The sequence below is a fragment of the Wenzhouxiangella marina genome (assembly GCF_001187785.1).
Taxonomy (GTDB): Bacteria; Pseudomonadota; Gammaproteobacteria; order Xanthomonadales; family Wenzhouxiangellaceae; genus Wenzhouxiangella; species Wenzhouxiangella marina.
In genome coordinates this window covers 465,372-481,075 of record NZ_CP012154.1, presented here as the reverse complement: position 1 = coordinate 481,075, position 15,704 = coordinate 465,372, and the positions used below count along the sequence as shown (strand labels likewise).

The window sequence follows — 15,704 nt, the reverse complement described above, 5'->3', positions numbered from 1 at the left end:
CGAGCCGAGCTGCAGCTCAGTCCGATCCGCCCGCCCCCATCGTGCTGAGGTAGGCATACAGGCCATCCACCTCGGCCTGGGTCAGCGCACTGAAATGCAGCCGCGACACTTCGCTCATCAGACCGACCTCTCGGCCGCCGACGGCCAGTCCTTCACGCATCAGCCGCTCGAACTGCTCGCGAGAGTAGCCACGAACGATGGCCAGGGAAGGCGCCGGCAGATGGGGATTGCCCTGGAGATCGGTGCCATGGCAATCGGAACAGGAAATCGCGGCCACATAGGCGCCCAGGGCGGCCGGGTCACCCGACTGGCGTGACGGCAGGGCCTCGACGCCGGCCTGGATCTCGGCCGCCGGCAGCGGGAACTGGCCCAGGGCCATGCCGAGTCGAGCGAAGATTCGATAGGCGTTGACCTCATCGGTCCCATCCGCTTCGACGGGCCGGCTCCGGATGTAGGCGATGATCGCCGCAAGATCCCGGTCTGTGAGGTGATGAAGGCCGACCGAAGGCATGCCGACCACGCTGCGACCGTCACGTCGAACGCCATGGCGCACCGCGCGCACGAAATCGGCGTCCGAGGCCTGCTGCGCCAGCGCCGGCAGATTGGGCGCGATCAGACGCATGACCTTCGGGATGTCGAGAAAGACCTTGCCGGCCATGGTCGGGCCGTGACAGCCATTGCAGCCGGTGATCGTGGCCAGGCGCTCGCCTTCCTCGATCAGTGCCGGATCGGCCATGTCGACGTTACTAGTCCAACCGTAAGTATTGCCTCATTCAGCTTGTCTCTCAGCGCTCGTGGCAAGGCGTTGACGCGAAGTGCGTAGCCGGGCCTACGTTGAGCGCCAACAACGCAGTCCACGGGCGCTGAGAGGCAAGCCCTGCGGGGGCTCCGGACGAATCCGCCTGCGGCGTTAAAGTACCTCGACGTAGAATGGCTATGCCTTCGGTACTCTGCCTTGCAGGCGAATCCGTCCGGAGCCCTGAATGAGGCAATACTTACGGTTGGACTAGTAGGGGCCAGCACCTCGGCCGGCACGGCATATTCCTTGTCGAGCTTCCACTGGCTGACACCGAAAACGGCGACCAGCGCGACTGCGACCAGGCCCAGGACCGCCAGCACGGCGCGCCCTCCCCACTTCAGGATGGTTTTCACGTTCAGGCTCCCTCTGACTCGGCCCTACTCTAGCGCCGGGTCCCCTTGGCAGGCAACCTGGCCTGGCAGGGCGCAGCAGGCTCAGACGTAGCGCGTCGGATCCTTGATGCCCGCGTCCTCGAAGCCCGCCTTGCGGAGTCGGCAGGAGTCACAGACACCGCAGGCGCGACCCTGCTCGTCGGCCTGGTAGCAGGAGATGGTGTCGGCGTAATTCACTCCCAGCGCCGTTCCCTGGCGGATGATCTCGGCCTTGCTCAGGTGAATCAGCGGCGTGTGAATCTCGAAGCGCTGACCCTCGTCACCGGCCTTGGTGGCCAGGCTGCAGAGGTCTTCGAAGGCGGCGATGAACTGTGGCCGGCAGTCCGGGTAGCCGGAATAGTCGACGGCGTTGACGCCGATGAACAGATGCCGAGCCGCCTGAACCTCGGCATGCCCCAGGGCCAGGGCCAGCATCAGGGTGTTGCGCGCAGGCACGTAGGTTACCGGGATGCCTTCACCCATCTCCGTCGGCACGTCGATGTCGTCGGTCAGGGCCGAGCCACCGATGGCCCGCAGGTCCACGGACACCACCCGATGCGATCGCGCACCCAGTGATTCGCTCAAGCGGCGCGAGGCCTCGAGCTCCGAGCGATGGCGCTGCCCGTAGTCCACCGACAGGGTGTGACACTCAAAGCCCTGATCGCGGGCCATCGCCAGCACGGTGGCCGAATCCAGGCCGCCGGACAGCAGCACCACGGCCCGTTCGATCGATTCCTTTGCCATTGGGGATGAGCTCCTCGCTCGTCGAACGTTCTCCGAAGCGCTGCATCCTACCGCCGGAACGGCGCCAAGTCAGCCCCGGCAGAATGAAGTGCGGCCCGGAAGACCGGGCCGCGAGATCGTTCATGAGCGCCTGAATCAGGGCGATTCGAAGCGATCCTCGAACAGGGCATCGATGTCACGCCCTGGCTCGAGCACCAGAACGAAACCGTCGTGATCGGACGAGCGCGCCACCGACAGCTCGTCCTCGGCAAAGCCTTCCCAGTAGTCGGCATTGCCGCGCATGTAACCGAAATTACTGAAGTAGAGCTCGGCGGCACGGTTGAGCAGCGCGTGATCGAGGGTCTGGGCCACGCCCTGGAAGATGAAGGAGTAGCGCTCGCTTGCCGGCAGCGTCAGCAAGGGGTTGACCAGGGACGGGATGACCTGATTGCTCGGGTCGAAGCCCGGCACGCCGGCGTTCTCGAGGTTGACCAGGTTCTCCGATTCGACCGAGGTGCCGCTGAGCAGGCCGACCAGGTCGACGTAGCCATCGCTGAACTGGAAGGCGTTCTTGTCGCCGACCAGGATGATCGGCAGCAGGGGATCGGCACTCTGGCGTGCCTGAACCCGGGCCGCGACGGACTGGGCCTGCTCGTGACGCTTGAGCCGGACACGAGCATCGGAGTCGATGCCGCCGAGGGAGCGGAAGTGGTTGTTCATCACCACGAAGGGCCAGTTCTCGCCGTTGGCGATGAAGCGCGCTTCCAGGGTCAGGGTCGGGCGATCGTGCAGCGGCGTGTTGTCCGAGCTGAGGCACTCGTCGCCGCCTTCCTGGATGATCGCATCGACCGCGACGCGGCTTTCGGCGACCAGGAAGCCGTTGTTGATCTCGCCACGGTCGTTGCCGGGAACCAGATACGGCGTGTAGGTGAAGCCGCGAGCGGCCGAGATCGCGTCGGCCAGGTCCTGCAGGGTCGTCAGACTTTCGACTTCCTGCAGGGCGATCACGTCCGGGAAGTTCAGGCCCTGGGTGATGGTGTCCGCCAGCTTGGCCAGCTTGAGCTGGTACTCGGCCGGCGACAGCACGACGCGGTTGGAGGCGATGTAGCCAGCGTCGCAGGTCGGAATCGGACGATCGGGGTCGTCGACGTCATCGAACAGATCGAGCGCATTCAAGGACGCGATGCTCAGCTCGGTCGGACCCGAGGCCGGGGCCGGAACGGGCAGCGGCGGGGTCGAGTCGATCGTCAGTTCGGTTGGCCAGAGTTCGTAATCACCGAAGTCGTAGCCGATCACACCGATGGCGCTGAAGCTCGTGCCGCCGGCCAGGGTCACGTTCGGGAGCCCGACGCGATCGGGGTCCAGCTCGAAACGCTCGGGCGCGCCGCTCCAGACCGGACAGCCCGGGCAGGCACCGCCCAGGCCGGGGAATTCCACGCCCGGGCCGCGCAGGACCCGGTCACCGCCGGCGCTGACCACGGCCTCGGCCACCGGATCGCTGACGAAATTCTGACTGGGGGCGGTGACGAAACCGTTCGGCACGGTGACCCGCATCGACTCGAAGCACTCGAAGTTGTTCACCCCGCAGCTCGGCGTCGTCGGATCGGACGAGGGCGTGCCCGCATCGAACAGGGTGGCCGTCGGCAGGGGATTGCCCGAATCGAGGATCTCGACCGCGTCCGGGAAGCCGATCTGGGTCAGATCGAAGAACTCGACCACCGCGCCCTGGACGTTGACCCGGTCACCGACCTGCACCGTCGGGGCCGAACCGGTGTACACGTAGAGGCCACGCGAAGCGAGCGGCATGGCGCTGGAGTCGCGCTCGTCGGGCATCTGAATGGTAAAGGCATCGGCCGTCACCGCGGTCACGATGTTGTCTTCCGAGCGAACCACCGCACCCGTGCCGTTGCCGGTGGCCGGCGCCAGCGGTGAGCGCAGGCCTTCGCCCTGGATCTCGTAGATCTCGAACAGTGGCGCGATGAAATCCAGGTCGTCGTTGTTGCGCGGCTCGACCTTGAAGGCGCCGAAGCTGTACCAGCCGATGCCGCGCAGGAAACCGTACTGATCGCCGAGCGCCGGGCTCAGGGTGATGCTGCCCAGGTCGTCGCCCACGGCCGGACCCGTGCCATCGTCGAACTCCCATTCTCCGAAGCTCAACTCTGCGGTGACCTCGACGCTCTGGAATTCGATGAACACGGACTCCCAGGGCTCGGAGGTCGCCGCCAGGGCGGCCGGGAAATCGCTGGTCGGAAGCAGAATCGGCGCCAGCTCACCCGGCGAAGCGAGCAGCTCGACCCGGCTCGCCGCCAGGCGGGTCTGGCTGGACAGCTCGGTGACCTCACCAACGACGAGGATCTCGTCCCCGCGAGCCAGACCCAGGCCAGCGAAATCGGCATCGATGACCAGGCCGCTGTAGGGGCCACCGGCGGCTTCCTGGATCACGGCCACGCCGCCGTTCTCGATCTCGCCCGGCGCGGCGGTGACGATGCCGTCGACGAAGACGGTCTGACCGAGCAGCGGCGAGGCATCGTCGGCGCCGGGATCGACCACGGTCTGGATGTCGTAGATGCTGACCTCGGGCACAACCGTGGTGGCCCATTCCGCCTGAGCCGTCACGATCTGCGCGCCCAGCAGGCCGGAAGCGTTGAAGTTGTTGACCAGATCACCGGCCGCACCGCCGTTCACGCTGACCACCAGGTCGAAGCTGAAGCTCTGTCCTGCCGCCAGATCGCCCAGATCCCATTCGTAGATGCCCGGGATGGGCTGGGTCAGCGGCAGGCCGCTGGTGTCACTGACGTAGCTCACGTTGCCGGGGAGGAGATCGCTAAGAACGACATCGGTCACCGTCTCGGTGGCATCCACGTTGCTGATCTCGAGGTTGTAGGTGATGGTGTCACCCACACGAGCAAAGGCCGACCCGGTCTTGCTGGCCAGCAGGGTCGGCGGCGGAATGATATCGACCTGCACAGCGCCAATGCCGAGCTCGTCGCGCGATCCGCCGCCGGACACATCGTCACTGGTCCAGCGCAGGTAGAGCGGGCTGCCGACAGCCAGCCCGAGGCCGGTCAGGGTCGTCGAACGCGGCGTGCTGACCCAGGCCGGGCTGCCGTCGGACGCTTCCGGACTGGTGTAGTCGAGGCCGGGCACGGGCGTCCAGTTGCTGTCGTCCAGCGAGTACTCGAAATTGAGTGAATTGGCGCGGGGCTGGTCGTTGTAGGTCCAGATCAGGTAGCTGATGTCCACCGCCTCGATCGTGTCGCCCGTGTTGTTGACGATGCGCAGGTCGAAACTGCCCGGTGTGAAATCAGCGCCGGTCGGCTGCGCACCGAGCGCGATCGCCGTTCCGGTACTGAGGGCGTAGATACCACCGCTACTGGCGCCCCCCGTCGTCGCTCCGCGAGCGAAGTCACCCGAGGTGAACTCGCCACCGAAGCTGCCCGGACCATCGCTCAGGCCCTGGACTCGCCACTGATTCGAGTCGAGCTGACCGGCCGCCGGCGTGGCGGAGAAGCCGGCCCCGGCAAAGGTCACGAAGTCCTCGTCGAACCAGGGAATGGGCGCCCCGGCAAGCGCAGTGGTGGACAGGAAAAGCGTGGCCATCAGCAGCCAAGACTTGAGCGACGGAGCGTACATCGGCGTGGGTCCCTTGGTGTGGTTTCAAGCAATCGCGCCCGGCAGTGTAGCCGGTTCTTGTTACGCCGGCATTTCGATGCCCGCTTCGCTGCTATTCTGGATCTCTGTCCGGCAGGGAGCAGCCCATGGCAAGACTCGAGCAACTCGACCAGGAGGTCGACGTCGACAAGGACCGATACCGGCGGGAACTGGACGCCTGGCAGTACGATCTGCTCAGCCTGCAGCAGTCCGTGCTGCGCGACGGGGGCCGGATGATCGTCAACATCGAGGGCATGGACGCGGCCGGCAAGGGCGGCGCCATCCGGCGCCTGGTCAAGCGCCTCGATCCGCGCGGCTACAAGGTCTATCGAATCGGTGCCCCGGAACGCTGGGAGCAGGAGAAGCACTATCTCTACCGCTTCTGGACCAAGGTGCCATCACCCGGTGAGCTGGTGATCTTCGACCGCAGCTGGTACGGCCGGGTCCTCGTCGAGCGCATCGAAGGCTTCGCGAGCCCCGAGCGCTGGCGCCAGGCCTATCGCGAGATCAACGAGTTCGAGGCCAGCCTGGTCAACGACGGCGTGATCCTGCGCAAGCTGTGGTTCCATGTCGCCCCCGACGAGCAGCTGCGCCGCTTCGAGGCGCGGCTCGCCGACCCCTACAAATCCTGGAAAATGACCGATGAGGACTGGCGGAACCGGGCCAAGTGGGACCAGTACACGGAAGCCGCCGAGGAAATGTTCGAGCGCACGGACACACCCGCTGCCCCATGGACACTGATCGCCGCCAACTCCAAGCGCCATGCCCGCCTGACGGCGCTCGAAACCGTGGCGAACGCATTGGCTGGCGAAGCCGCCCGACGGCAACTCGAAACCCATCCCCTGAAACTGGCGCGCCCCCTGCCCTGATCGCTACCGGCGATGGGAACGCCGGTCGCTGGAAAACAGCCTGGCCGAAACGGTCAGCGCCAGATACAGGCCCATGATGAAGATCAGCTGCCGTGGTTCGTTGGTCCATTCATAGTAGAGGATCAGCACCGTGCCGAGCAGCAGCCCGACAAGGGCCAGCCAGATCAATGGCGCCGATGCGCCGGTGCGATCGCGCATTCTGAGATTGGCCCAGGCCATGAGAAGCGAGACCAGCAGGAAGGTGATGCTGCCGAATTCGAGGATCATCTCCAGGTTGCCGATCAGGATCAGTCCGAAGGCCATGGATGACATGCACACGATCGCCGCCACGGGAATGTGGCCGGATCGCCGGGCAAGCAGTGAAGGCATGAACCCGTCATCGGCGATCGCCGCCATCTGTCGGGAAGCACCGAAGACCGTCCCGCTGATCGCGCTGCTGGTGGCCAGCAGGGCGCCGATGATCACCAGCTCCGTGCCCCAGTCGCCGAGGATGCCTTCGGCGCCCGCAGCGAGCGCGTACTCCTTGTTGGCGATCAGCTCGTCGAAGGGAATGGCCAGGATGGCACCGACACCGATGACCAGGTAGATCAGGGTGGCGAGAACGATCGCGGCGTAGATTGCGCGCGGAATGTTCCGTTCCGGCGTATCCATCTCCTCGATCGCGTTGATCACCAGTTCGAAGCCCTCGTAGGCGACGATGGTCAGGGCGGCCACGATCAGGACCGCCAACAGGCCCACCGGCGCCTGTCCCTCGAGCAGGGTCGGCAGCGAGGCTTCCCCGTTGTCGATCAGCACGAAGGACACGATCGCGAGGATCACCAGCTTGGTGTAGACCATCAGATCCTCGATCCGGCCCATGCCGCGCACGCTCCAGAGGTTGATCAGCGTGAAGACCAGGATGATCCCGCCGGCCACCAGTTTCCTGACCGGCTCGTCGTCGGCGAAACCGAAGCCGCTGATCGCGTAGGACGAGAAGGTATAGGCGTAGAGCGCGAGCGTGCTGATGTAGCCGAAGATCACCCACCAGCCGATCAGCGAGGCGGCGAACGGCGAGGCCGGAAAGCTCCGCTTGAAGAAGGAATAGGCGCCGCCCTCATCGCGGAAGAACACGCCGAGCTTGATGTAGGAATAGGCGGCCAGGCCGGCCAGCACTCCCCCGATGGCGATGACCAGCGGGGTGTACACGCCGACCAGGGCCACCGAGATCCCGAGAATGCTGAAGATGCCACCGCCGACCATGCCACCGAGCGCGATCGCGATCAGCTCCGGCACGCCGAGGGTCTTGCCCCGGCTTCGATGGCAGGATCGGGACGGGTGCTTGCTTGGCAAGAGACGGGTTCCTTGGCGCCTGATCGCTCGTTCGACGGACGATCAGTATAGATCGCCCGTTCTGGTCACGATCGGAACCGCCGCCGTGTCCGGGGCGGACCCTACTTCAGCACCGCCAGATACGCTCGACCGCGGCGCCGGATTTCGATCGCCAGTTCCCGCGACGACTCCACTGGGAACTGACCGCGCAGTTCGCGCAGAGAGCGCACGGTCTGACGGTTGATCGCCACGATGACATCACCTGCCCGCAGCCCCGCCTCCCAGGCCGCGGAGTTTCTGCGCACTTCTTCGATCAGGGAGCCCTGCGCGCGCGTCCGGTCCGGCAGCCGGGCCAACACGACGCCATCGAGACGCTCGTCGAGACGACGTCCGGAAATGCGAGCATCGAGGTCCTCCTCGATCAACACCCGGACCTCACGTTCCTCGCCCTCACGAACGAAGACCACATCGACTTCACTGCCGACGCTGAGCAGGCCCTCGATGTTGCGAAGCCCCTGGGTATTCTCCACCGGCCGCCGATCGATCCCCACGATGACGTCCCCGGCGCGCAGCCCGGCCTCGGCCAGCGCCGACTCCGGACCCAGACGAGTGACGACTGCGCCGCCGATCCGCTCCAGCTCCAGCGCCTCCCGGAGCTCGGTGCTCAGATCCTGCACTTCGACGCCCAGGGAACCGCGGCGGACTTCGCCATAGGCCAGCAGCTGGTCCATGACGTAGGCCGCCGTGCTCGCGGGAATCGCGAAACCGATGCCGACGTTGCCGCCGGACGGGGTGAAGATCGCCGTATTGATCCCGATCAGGCGGCCGGCCAGATCGATCAGCGCGCCGCCGGAGTTGCCTGGATTGATCGAGGCGTCGGTCTGGATGAAGTTCTGGTACTCCAGGCCACGCAGGCCGGAGCGCCCGAGCGCCGAGACGATGCCCGAGGTCACGGTCTGGCCCAGTCCGAATGGGTTGCCGACGGCCACCACGAAATCGCCGACGCGCAGGCCGTCGCGATCATCGAGGGGCAATTCGGCGAGGTTCTCGGCCTCGATGCGGACGACGGCCAGGTCCGTGTCGCGATCGGAACCGATGTACTCGGCCACGAACTCGCGCCCGTCCTGCAGGGTGACGGCGATGTCGTCGGCACCGTCGATGACGTGGTTGTTGGTCAGGATGTAACCGGCTTCGGCATCGACGATCACGCCGGAGCCGAGCGACTGCTGGATGCGCTCGCGCGGCATGCTCGGCATGTCGAAGAAGCGCCGGAAGAAGGGATCGTCGAAGAACGGACTGGTGCGCACCTGCACCCGTGTCCGCGTCGAGATATTCACCACGGCCGGCGTCACCCCCTCCAGCACCGGGGCCAGGGACGGCAGGTGCTGGCCATCGACCTCGGCCGGCAGCGCGGCGCGACCGAGCATCGGCAGCAGCAGACCCGGCAGCAGGACCAGGCCAAGGAACATCGAAGGCTTGATCATCGTTCAGCGATGGACTGTGTGGAATGTGTGCAGTATGACAGCGCCGGCGTTGTCAAGGTTTCGCGGCCACGATCACGGGCTCCCGGGGCCGCTCGGAAGGGTGGCTTGCATTTGTGGCCGAACGGTGGTCAGATAAGCCGAGCCACCGGCACCTACCCAAGATATTGGGCTGGGGGAAGAAACGGAGCACAAGATGTTGAGCCTGGACCAGCAAGTTCTCAGGACCGACGCGACCGGCATGCCGCTCGAATGGATCGGTTACCAGGATGCAGTCAAGCTGATCGTCCTCGATCAGGTCTGCTACTCGCTCGGCCGCGAGCTCTATCGCCTGCACGGCGGCATCAACGCCCAGTCCGGCAGACGAACCGAGATCCCGGTCAACGCCATCGTGGCGACCCATGGCTCGCACCCCAATGCCCACCACTTCTACGACCGCTACACGCCGCCGCTCTCGAACCGCGCCCTGTTCCGCCGCGATGAGCATCTCTGCCTCTACTGCGGCCGACACTTCCCGGAGTTCGAGCTATCGCGCGATCACGTCAAGCCCCTGGCGCAGGGCGGCGTCGACACCTGGGAGAACGTGGTCACCTCCTGCAAACGCTGCAACAACCACAAGGCAGCGCGAACGCCGGAGGAAGCCGACATGCAGTTGATCGCCATTCCCTTCGCCCCGACCCACGCCGAATACGTCTACCTGCAGGGGCGAAGAATCCTGGCCGATCAGATGGAGTTCCTGGTCGCGCACTTCCCCCGCCACTCCATCCTGCGCCAGCGCCTGAGCCGCGAGCACGCCGAGCTGCTGCAAGGCAGCTGATGCCGACGCGGCCACCGTCGCGAGAGCCGCGCGGGGTCCGACTGACGTAGAATCGGACGCGTATTCATCCCCAAGCCCACGTCCGATGTCCGCCATCCGATCGCCCGCCGCCCCGGTCTACCTGGTCGATGCCAGTGTCTACATCTTCCGGGCCTGGTTCTCGATGCCCGATCGCTTCGAGGACTCGGCCGGCCGCCCCACCAACGCGGTCTACGGCTTCGCCCGATTCCTCTGCGAACTGATCGAGCAGACCGAAGCGCCCGCCATCGCCGTGGCTTTCGATGAGTCCCTGACCAGTTCGTTCCGCAACGAGATCTACGCCGACTACAAGGCCAACCGCGATCCGGCCCCCGAAGAACTCAAGCGTCAGTTCGCCTGGTGCAAGGACCTGGCTCGGCATCTCGGGCTGCCGGTCTACGCGGACGCACGCTTCGAGGCCGATGACCTGCTCGCCACCCTGGCCGGTCACAGTCGGCGATCCGGGCGAAACGTCTGCGTGGTGAGCGGCGACAAGGACCTGGCACAGCTGGTCGAAGCGGGGGATCACTGGTGGGACTTCGCGCGGAACCGACGCCTGGATGCCGCCGGCGTTCACGCGCACTTCGGCGTGCACCCGCATCAGATCGCCGATTACCTCGCATTGACCGGAGACGCGGTCGACAACATCCCCGGCATACCCGGCATCGGTCCGAAGACGGCAGCCGCCCTGCTGGCGCATTTCGGCAGCCTGGACGCGCTCTACGACCGGCTCGAAGAGGTGGCGTGGTTGAAGATTCGCGGGGCCAAGGGCCTGGCGGCGAAACTCCGCGAGCACGAGGCCGCTGCCCGCCTGGCCCGGCAGCTTACCGGCCTGGAGACGGCCATCGAGCACCTCGGCGAAGCGCCGGCGGTGGATCGCACCGGCGGCAATGCCGACCTGCTCGATGCGCTGCTCGATGGCCTCGGCTTCGGCCGCCCGCTGCGCGAGCGGCTTCATCGTCAGCGGATGGCGGGTCTCGCTGCGCCCTGAGCGGTCTCAGCCCTCGCCATCGTCCTCCGGCTGCGCCTGACCCTGCGACTCGCCCCGGCGGCGAAGCAACTCTTCGAGCATTTCCTGACCCACGCCCAGCACGCGAGCGGAATCGATCTGCGTGGCCATGAGGTGAACCGGCGGCATGGATCGACCGGTGCGGCGGCCACGAGCGTCCACGTGATGCCAATGGCTGTTGGCGAGGAAGACCAGCTCGTTGCCGACCATCACGCCGTAGGTCGGCGTATCGAACTCCGGCAGGGACGCGGCCAGGGGTGCAACCTCGATGACGCCGAGACCATCGTCACCGAGCTTCAGACGCAGGATCCGCTCGGGGTTGATGCCGTTCTGGATGGCGACCAGAAAGCCGTCCCACCAGTACAGTCCGTCGATGCCGCCTTCGTTGAGGTTTTCCGGGGTCGCCAGCTTCCAGGCCCGGCTGGCATCGGCGGTGTCGACGACGAAGATTCCGACCTCGTAGTCGGCCAGATAGAGCTTGCTGCCATCGCCCGACAGGGCGATTCCGCGCATGCTCGAGAAGTTCGGATGACCGAAGAAAGGCTGCGGATGACGCTCGCCCGGCGACAGGCGGTAGATGCCCGGCGTGGCCGTGTCCGCGGCAAACACCGTGCCATCGGCCGCCACGGCGAGGGACCCGAAGACATGCGGCATGCGATCGGGAATCAGGCGATGGCTGGACAGCTGCTCACCGGTCTCCAGATCGAGCTTGAGCAGAGCGGTTCGACCCTGATCGGCCTCGCGGAAGCCCCTGAACTGGGTCAGGGCTGCCGTGGCCACCCACAGGTGTCCGCGTTCGCTATCGACCTCGAGATCGAGCACCGCCATCAACTCGTCATTGCTGTCCGGGCCGGCAAAGACCTGCCAGTCGCCACCGTCCCCGTCGGACACGAGGATCTGCCCGTCACGGATCCCACCGATGAACAGGCGACCCGATGCGGGATCATGGGCCAGCGCTTCCGGCATCTCGATCTGATCGAGCGTATCGACTTCGCGGGCTTCTCCGAAAGGCTGGAAGGCATCGTTCATGAGCTGGGAAAGATGCTGGTAGAGCCGGTGTTCGTGCATCGGCTCGAGCTCCTCGAACTGGGACCAGTCGGCGGCCAGGCCCTGCTGCTGCATCATCAGCATCATGTTGTAGGCTTCGCTGAAGCGCTCCTGGTGCGCGTAGGCTCGCACCAGGTGGGTCATGAAATCCTGGTTGTAGGGACGCAGGGCGTGCAGCCGCTCGGTGGCCTGCGCCCAATCCTCATAGTCCTGATCGTCGAAGGCCAGGGCGGCCTGATTGAGCCAGAAGGCGATCTGGAATCGCTGCGGCATTTCCTCCAGCGGCGGGCGTTCGCTCTGAGCTGCGGAGGCCTGGCGATCCGTCTCCTGGGCCAGGCCCGTGAGCGGGGCGCCGGCCACGCAGAAGCTGGCAGCCAGCAGGAGGCCGATTGTCTTGAGCGTCATGATCTGTCCTGTATGCTTGTTGATCGACGGGGACTCGGACTGCCCGACGTCCAATTCGTTCCACAATCCATCCTGAACGATCGCCGCATGCTACCAGAAGCCGATATCGAGGAACTCCACCGCGGGGCCTATCTCAGCCTGTGCTCCAGAAAGCACTGGGAATTCGTCCACCGCCAGCACCCGGTGGTGGTGCTGGTCGCCTGGACACCGGCGAGGGAACTGCTGCTGGTCGAGCAGTACCGCGAACCGATCGCGGCGCGAACCATCGAACTCCCCGCCGGCCTGGTCGGGGATGAGGTCGGCAGCGAAGATGAAGCGCTGCTGGATGCGGCAAACCGTGAACTGGAGGAGGAGACCGGTTGGCGGGCCGGGCGCCTGACGGAACTGATGCGCTGCCCCACCTCGGCGGGAATGAGCGACGAGATGGCCGTTTTTCTGCACGCCGAGTCCCTCGAACAGGTCGGCCCGGGCGGCGGCACGGGCTCCGAAGACATCACGGTGCACGCCATCCCCGAGCGTGACATCGACGCCTGGCTGCAGGCGCAGCGCCGGGAGGGCAAGCAGCTCGACCCGAAGATCTACGCGGCGCTCTACTGGACCGGCTCGCGCTGAATCAGGCGGGCTCAGACCAGCACCCAGCGAGCGATCGCGACCCCCGCTGCCAGCAGGGCGCTGGCCAGCAGCACCAGCCAGGTCAGCAAGGTGCCGAGGAAGCGCCCCTGCGAAACGCCTGCCGAGCGATTCAGGCCGAAGAAGCCGTGCAGGAGGCGGGCGATGACCAGCGTGGCGCCCAGCAGATGCAGCACCAGAGCCGGCATCGCCGCCGAGGCTTCCAGGATCACCAGCAGCAAGAGCACCAGCGGCACGTACTCGCTGAAGTTCGCGTGGGCTCGGATGGCCAGCTCGAGATCGGAGCGCTCACCGGCACCGATCCCGACCTTGTGGTGACGACGAAGGGCGACCACGCGCCAGGACAGGGCGAGCAGGATCAGGCCGAGCAGGCCGGCATAGAACAGGGAAATCGTCAGGGCCACGGGGCATTTCCGGGTGAACAGAGCCCAGTATACCCGCGTGCTATATTCGATCGTCATCGCCCCGAACCCTGCAGAGAGCACCCATGAAGACGTTTCCGACGCTTCTGATCCTCGGCCTACTCATGTCGCTTGGAGACCCATCGATGGCCCAGACCGATCACCCGATCGCGATCGCCATTCATGGCGGCGCCGGCACCATCAGCCGTGAAGCCATGAGCGCCGAGCGCGAGCGCGACATCCGGGACGCGCTCGAACGCGCGGTGCAGGCCGGTCACGCCGTGCTCGAGGCCGGCGGCAGCAGCCTCGACGCGGTCACCGCCGCGATCCGGATTCTCGAAGACGCCCCCCAGTTCAATGCCGGTCGCGGCTCGGTACTGACCGAAGCCGGGCGCGTCGAAATGGATGCGTCGATCATGGATGGCGCGACGCTGAACGCCGGGGCGGTCGCGAGCGTGACCGGCCTGCGCCATCCGATCGAGGCCGCCCGGCGGGTCATGAGCGATTCGCCCCATGTCATGTTGATCGGCGAAGGTGCGGAAGCCTTCGCCGCCGAATTCGATCTGGAGACCGAGGATCCGGAGTGGTTCATCACCGACTTCCGGCGTGAGGAGCTGCGTCGGATCCAGTCCGCCGAGCAGGCCCGCCTGAGCGGCCCCGAACCCTGGTACTCGACGGTCGGCGCCGTGGCCATCGACCGCAGCGGCAACCTGGCCGCGGCCACGTCCACCGGCGGCATGTCCAACAAGCGCTGGGGTCGCGTCGGCGATTCTCCGATCATCGGCGCCGGCACCTACGCCAACAACCAGACCTGCGCGGTGTCGGCCACGGGGCACGGGGAGTTCTTCATTCGCTACGTCGTCGCCTACGACATCTGCGCCCGCATGGCCTATACGGCTCGCCCACTTGCACAGACCGCCGATGAAGTCGTCAACCAGGTGCTGGCCAGCGCCGGCGCCAGCGGCGGTGTCATCGCAATCGACCGCCAGGGTCGGATCGCCATGCCCTTCAACACTTCCGGGATGTACCGTGCCGCCATTCATCGGGACGGCCGCATGGAAGTGGCGATCTATCGCGATTCGGAAGACGCACCCACGGCAGCGAACGAACCCTGATGCTGCTGGATTCCTTCGAGTTTCCCTGCCCCTGGTGCGGGGAGCTCAATCAATTGCCCCAGGACCCGGATGAGCTGGGTCAGCAGCTGGTGCAGGACTGTAGCGTCTGCTGCGCACCGATTCTCATCGATCGGCCCGCCTGGCCGGATCAGCCACCCATCATCCGCCGTGAAGGCGATTGATCCGGGGTCGACGCGATCCCGTCAGGCCGACGGGCCCAGGCCCAGATTTCGGCAAAGTGCGAGGGTCGGTGCGGCCCGATTGAGGGTGTAGAAATGCAGGCCCGGTGCCCCACCCTCCAGCAGGCGTCGGCATAGCTGGGTGACGACCTCTTCGCCGAAGGCACGGATCGACTCCCGATCGCCGTCCGACTCCCAGGCCTGAAGTCGCTTGGCGATCCAGAGCGGCAGCTCGGCCCCACAGAGATTCGAGAATCGAGCCAGGCGCGCATAATTGGTGATCGGCATGATCCCCGGCACGATCGGCACGTCGACACCGACCCGCTGTGCCTCGTCCAGAAAACGGAAGTAGGCATCCGCATTGAAGAAGTACTGGGTGATGGCGCCGTTGGCGCCGGCCTCGACCTTGGCCCGAAAATGCCGCAGGTCGCTCTCCGGTGTGGGCGACTCCGGATGATGCTCCGGGTAGCAGGCCACTTCCAGGTGAAAGTGATCGCCGTAATGCCGGCGGATGAAACGGACCAGATCGATGGCGTGATCCATCACGCCGCTGCCACCGCCCGAGGGACGATCGCCTCGCAGCACCACCAAGCGCCGAATGCCGGCGCCCCGGTAACTGTCGAGCAGTTCGTGCAGACTGTCGTGATCTTCCGCCATGCAGGAAATATGGGGCGCTGCGGGCACGCCCGTCTCCGAATGGATGGCCAGCACCGTATCGCGCGTTCGCGAGCGGGTCGATCCACCGGCGCCGAAGGTCACCGACATGTAGGCCGGTCCCAGCCTGGCCAGACGATCACGTGCGACGAGGAAATCGGCCCTGGCGTCGTCATCGCGAGGCGGGAAGAATTCGAAGCTGTGCTGGGGTGACGGTGTGCTCATGG

Annotated in this window: 14 protein-coding genes; 6 read left to right on the top strand and 8 right to left on the bottom strand. The window is 65.9% G+C overall.

Features of this window, described 5'->3' with window-relative positions; all coding sequences use genetic code 11:
- Positions 1 to 16: 16 nt before the first annotated feature.
- The 3 genes from WM2015_RS02020 to WM2015_RS02010 all read right to left on the bottom strand — a co-directional run bounded on the left by WM2015_RS02020 (position 17) and on the right by WM2015_RS02010 (position 5,526).
- A complete protein-coding gene (locus WM2015_RS02020) occupies positions 17 to 736 on the bottom strand; it encodes a c-type cytochrome (RefSeq protein ID WP_049724468.1) in 720 nt (239 codons plus the stop codon).
- 497 nt (positions 737 to 1,233) lie between these two features.
- On the bottom strand, positions 1,234 to 1,914 hold the full coding sequence (gene queC / locus WM2015_RS02015) for a 7-cyano-7-deazaguanine synthase QueC (protein WP_049724467.1): 681 nt from the start codon (positions 1,912 to 1,914) through the stop codon (positions 1,234 to 1,236).
- Between the two features lie 135 nt (positions 1,915 to 2,049).
- Positions 2,050 to 5,526, bottom strand: coding sequence for an endonuclease/exonuclease/phosphatase family protein (locus tag WM2015_RS02010; protein ID WP_049724466.1), 3,477 nt, complete (start codon positions 5,524 to 5,526; stop codon positions 2,050 to 2,052).
- Positions 5,527 to 5,651: 125 nt separating this feature from the next.
- Between WM2015_RS02010 and WM2015_RS02005 the strand changes: the two genes are divergently transcribed.
- Positions 5,652 to 6,413 (top strand): polyphosphate kinase 2 family protein, encoded by a 762-nt coding sequence (locus tag WM2015_RS02005; RefSeq protein WP_049724465.1) that lies wholly within the window; start codon positions 5,652 to 5,654, stop codon positions 6,411 to 6,413.
- 3 nt (positions 6,414 to 6,416) lie between these two features.
- Here the strand turns inward: WM2015_RS02005 and WM2015_RS02000 are convergent, their stop codons facing one another.
- The gene (locus WM2015_RS02000; RefSeq protein ID WP_049724464.1) at positions 6,417 to 7,742 is read right to left on the bottom strand and encodes an APC family permease; all 1,326 of its coding nucleotides are present in this window, start codon (positions 7,740 to 7,742) and stop codon (positions 6,417 to 6,419) included.
- A 101-nt stretch (positions 7,743 to 7,843) separates the two neighbouring features.
- Positions 7,844 to 9,205: a Do family serine endopeptidase gene (locus WM2015_RS01995; RefSeq protein ID WP_049724463.1), complete on the bottom strand. Its 1,362-nt coding sequence runs from the start codon at positions 9,203 to 9,205 to the stop codon at positions 7,844 to 7,846.
- A 193-nt stretch (positions 9,206 to 9,398) separates the two neighbouring features.
- Between WM2015_RS01995 and WM2015_RS01990 the strand changes: the two genes are divergently transcribed.
- Together WM2015_RS01990 and WM2015_RS01985 are read left to right on the top strand one after the other, a co-directional pair.
- Entirely contained in the window at positions 9,399 to 10,019 is a 621-nt protein-coding gene (locus WM2015_RS01990; protein WP_049724462.1) for an HNH endonuclease, read from the top strand.
- Between the two features lie 85 nt (positions 10,020 to 10,104).
- Complete coding sequence (locus WM2015_RS01985; RefSeq protein WP_049724461.1) at positions 10,105 to 11,028, top strand: 5'-3' exonuclease; 924 nt, start codon at positions 10,105 to 10,107, stop codon at positions 11,026 to 11,028.
- A 6-nt stretch (positions 11,029 to 11,034) separates the two neighbouring features.
- Here the strand turns inward: WM2015_RS01985 and WM2015_RS01980 are convergent, their stop codons facing one another.
- Entirely contained in the window at positions 11,035 to 12,498 is a 1,464-nt protein-coding gene (locus WM2015_RS01980) for an SMP-30/gluconolactonase/LRE family protein (RefSeq protein ID WP_082169353.1), read from the bottom strand.
- A gap of 87 nt (positions 12,499 to 12,585) precedes the next feature.
- Between WM2015_RS01980 and WM2015_RS01975 the strand changes: the two genes are divergently transcribed.
- The gene (locus WM2015_RS01975; RefSeq protein ID WP_049724459.1) at positions 12,586 to 13,110 is read left to right on the top strand and encodes an NUDIX hydrolase; all 525 of its coding nucleotides are present in this window, start codon (positions 12,586 to 12,588) and stop codon (positions 13,108 to 13,110) included.
- Between the two features lie 11 nt (positions 13,111 to 13,121).
- Here WM2015_RS01975 and WM2015_RS01970 read toward each other — a convergent pair whose 3' ends face one another.
- Positions 13,122 to 13,589: an MAPEG family protein gene (locus WM2015_RS01970; RefSeq protein ID WP_082169352.1), complete on the bottom strand. Its 468-nt coding sequence runs from the start codon at positions 13,587 to 13,589 to the stop codon at positions 13,122 to 13,124.
- Between the two features lie 86 nt (positions 13,590 to 13,675).
- Between WM2015_RS01970 and WM2015_RS01965 the strand changes: the two genes are divergently transcribed.
- The gene (locus tag WM2015_RS01965) at positions 13,676 to 14,644 is read left to right on the top strand and encodes an isoaspartyl peptidase/L-asparaginase family protein (RefSeq protein ID WP_245609797.1); all 969 of its coding nucleotides are present in this window, start codon (positions 13,676 to 13,678) and stop codon (positions 14,642 to 14,644) included.
- Entirely contained in the window at positions 14,644 to 14,826 is a 183-nt protein-coding gene (locus tag WM2015_RS01960) for a zinc ribbon domain-containing protein (RefSeq protein ID WP_049724457.1), read from the top strand. The genes WM2015_RS01965 and WM2015_RS01960 overlap by 1 nt, the downstream gene beginning before the upstream one ends.
- Before the next feature lie 21 nt (positions 14,827 to 14,847).
- Here WM2015_RS01960 and metF read toward each other — a convergent pair whose 3' ends face one another.
- Positions 14,848 to 15,702: a methylenetetrahydrofolate reductase [NAD(P)H] gene (gene metF, locus WM2015_RS01955; protein ID WP_049724456.1), complete on the bottom strand. Its 855-nt coding sequence runs from the start codon at positions 15,700 to 15,702 to the stop codon at positions 14,848 to 14,850.
- Positions 15,703 to 15,704 lie beyond the last annotated feature (2 nt).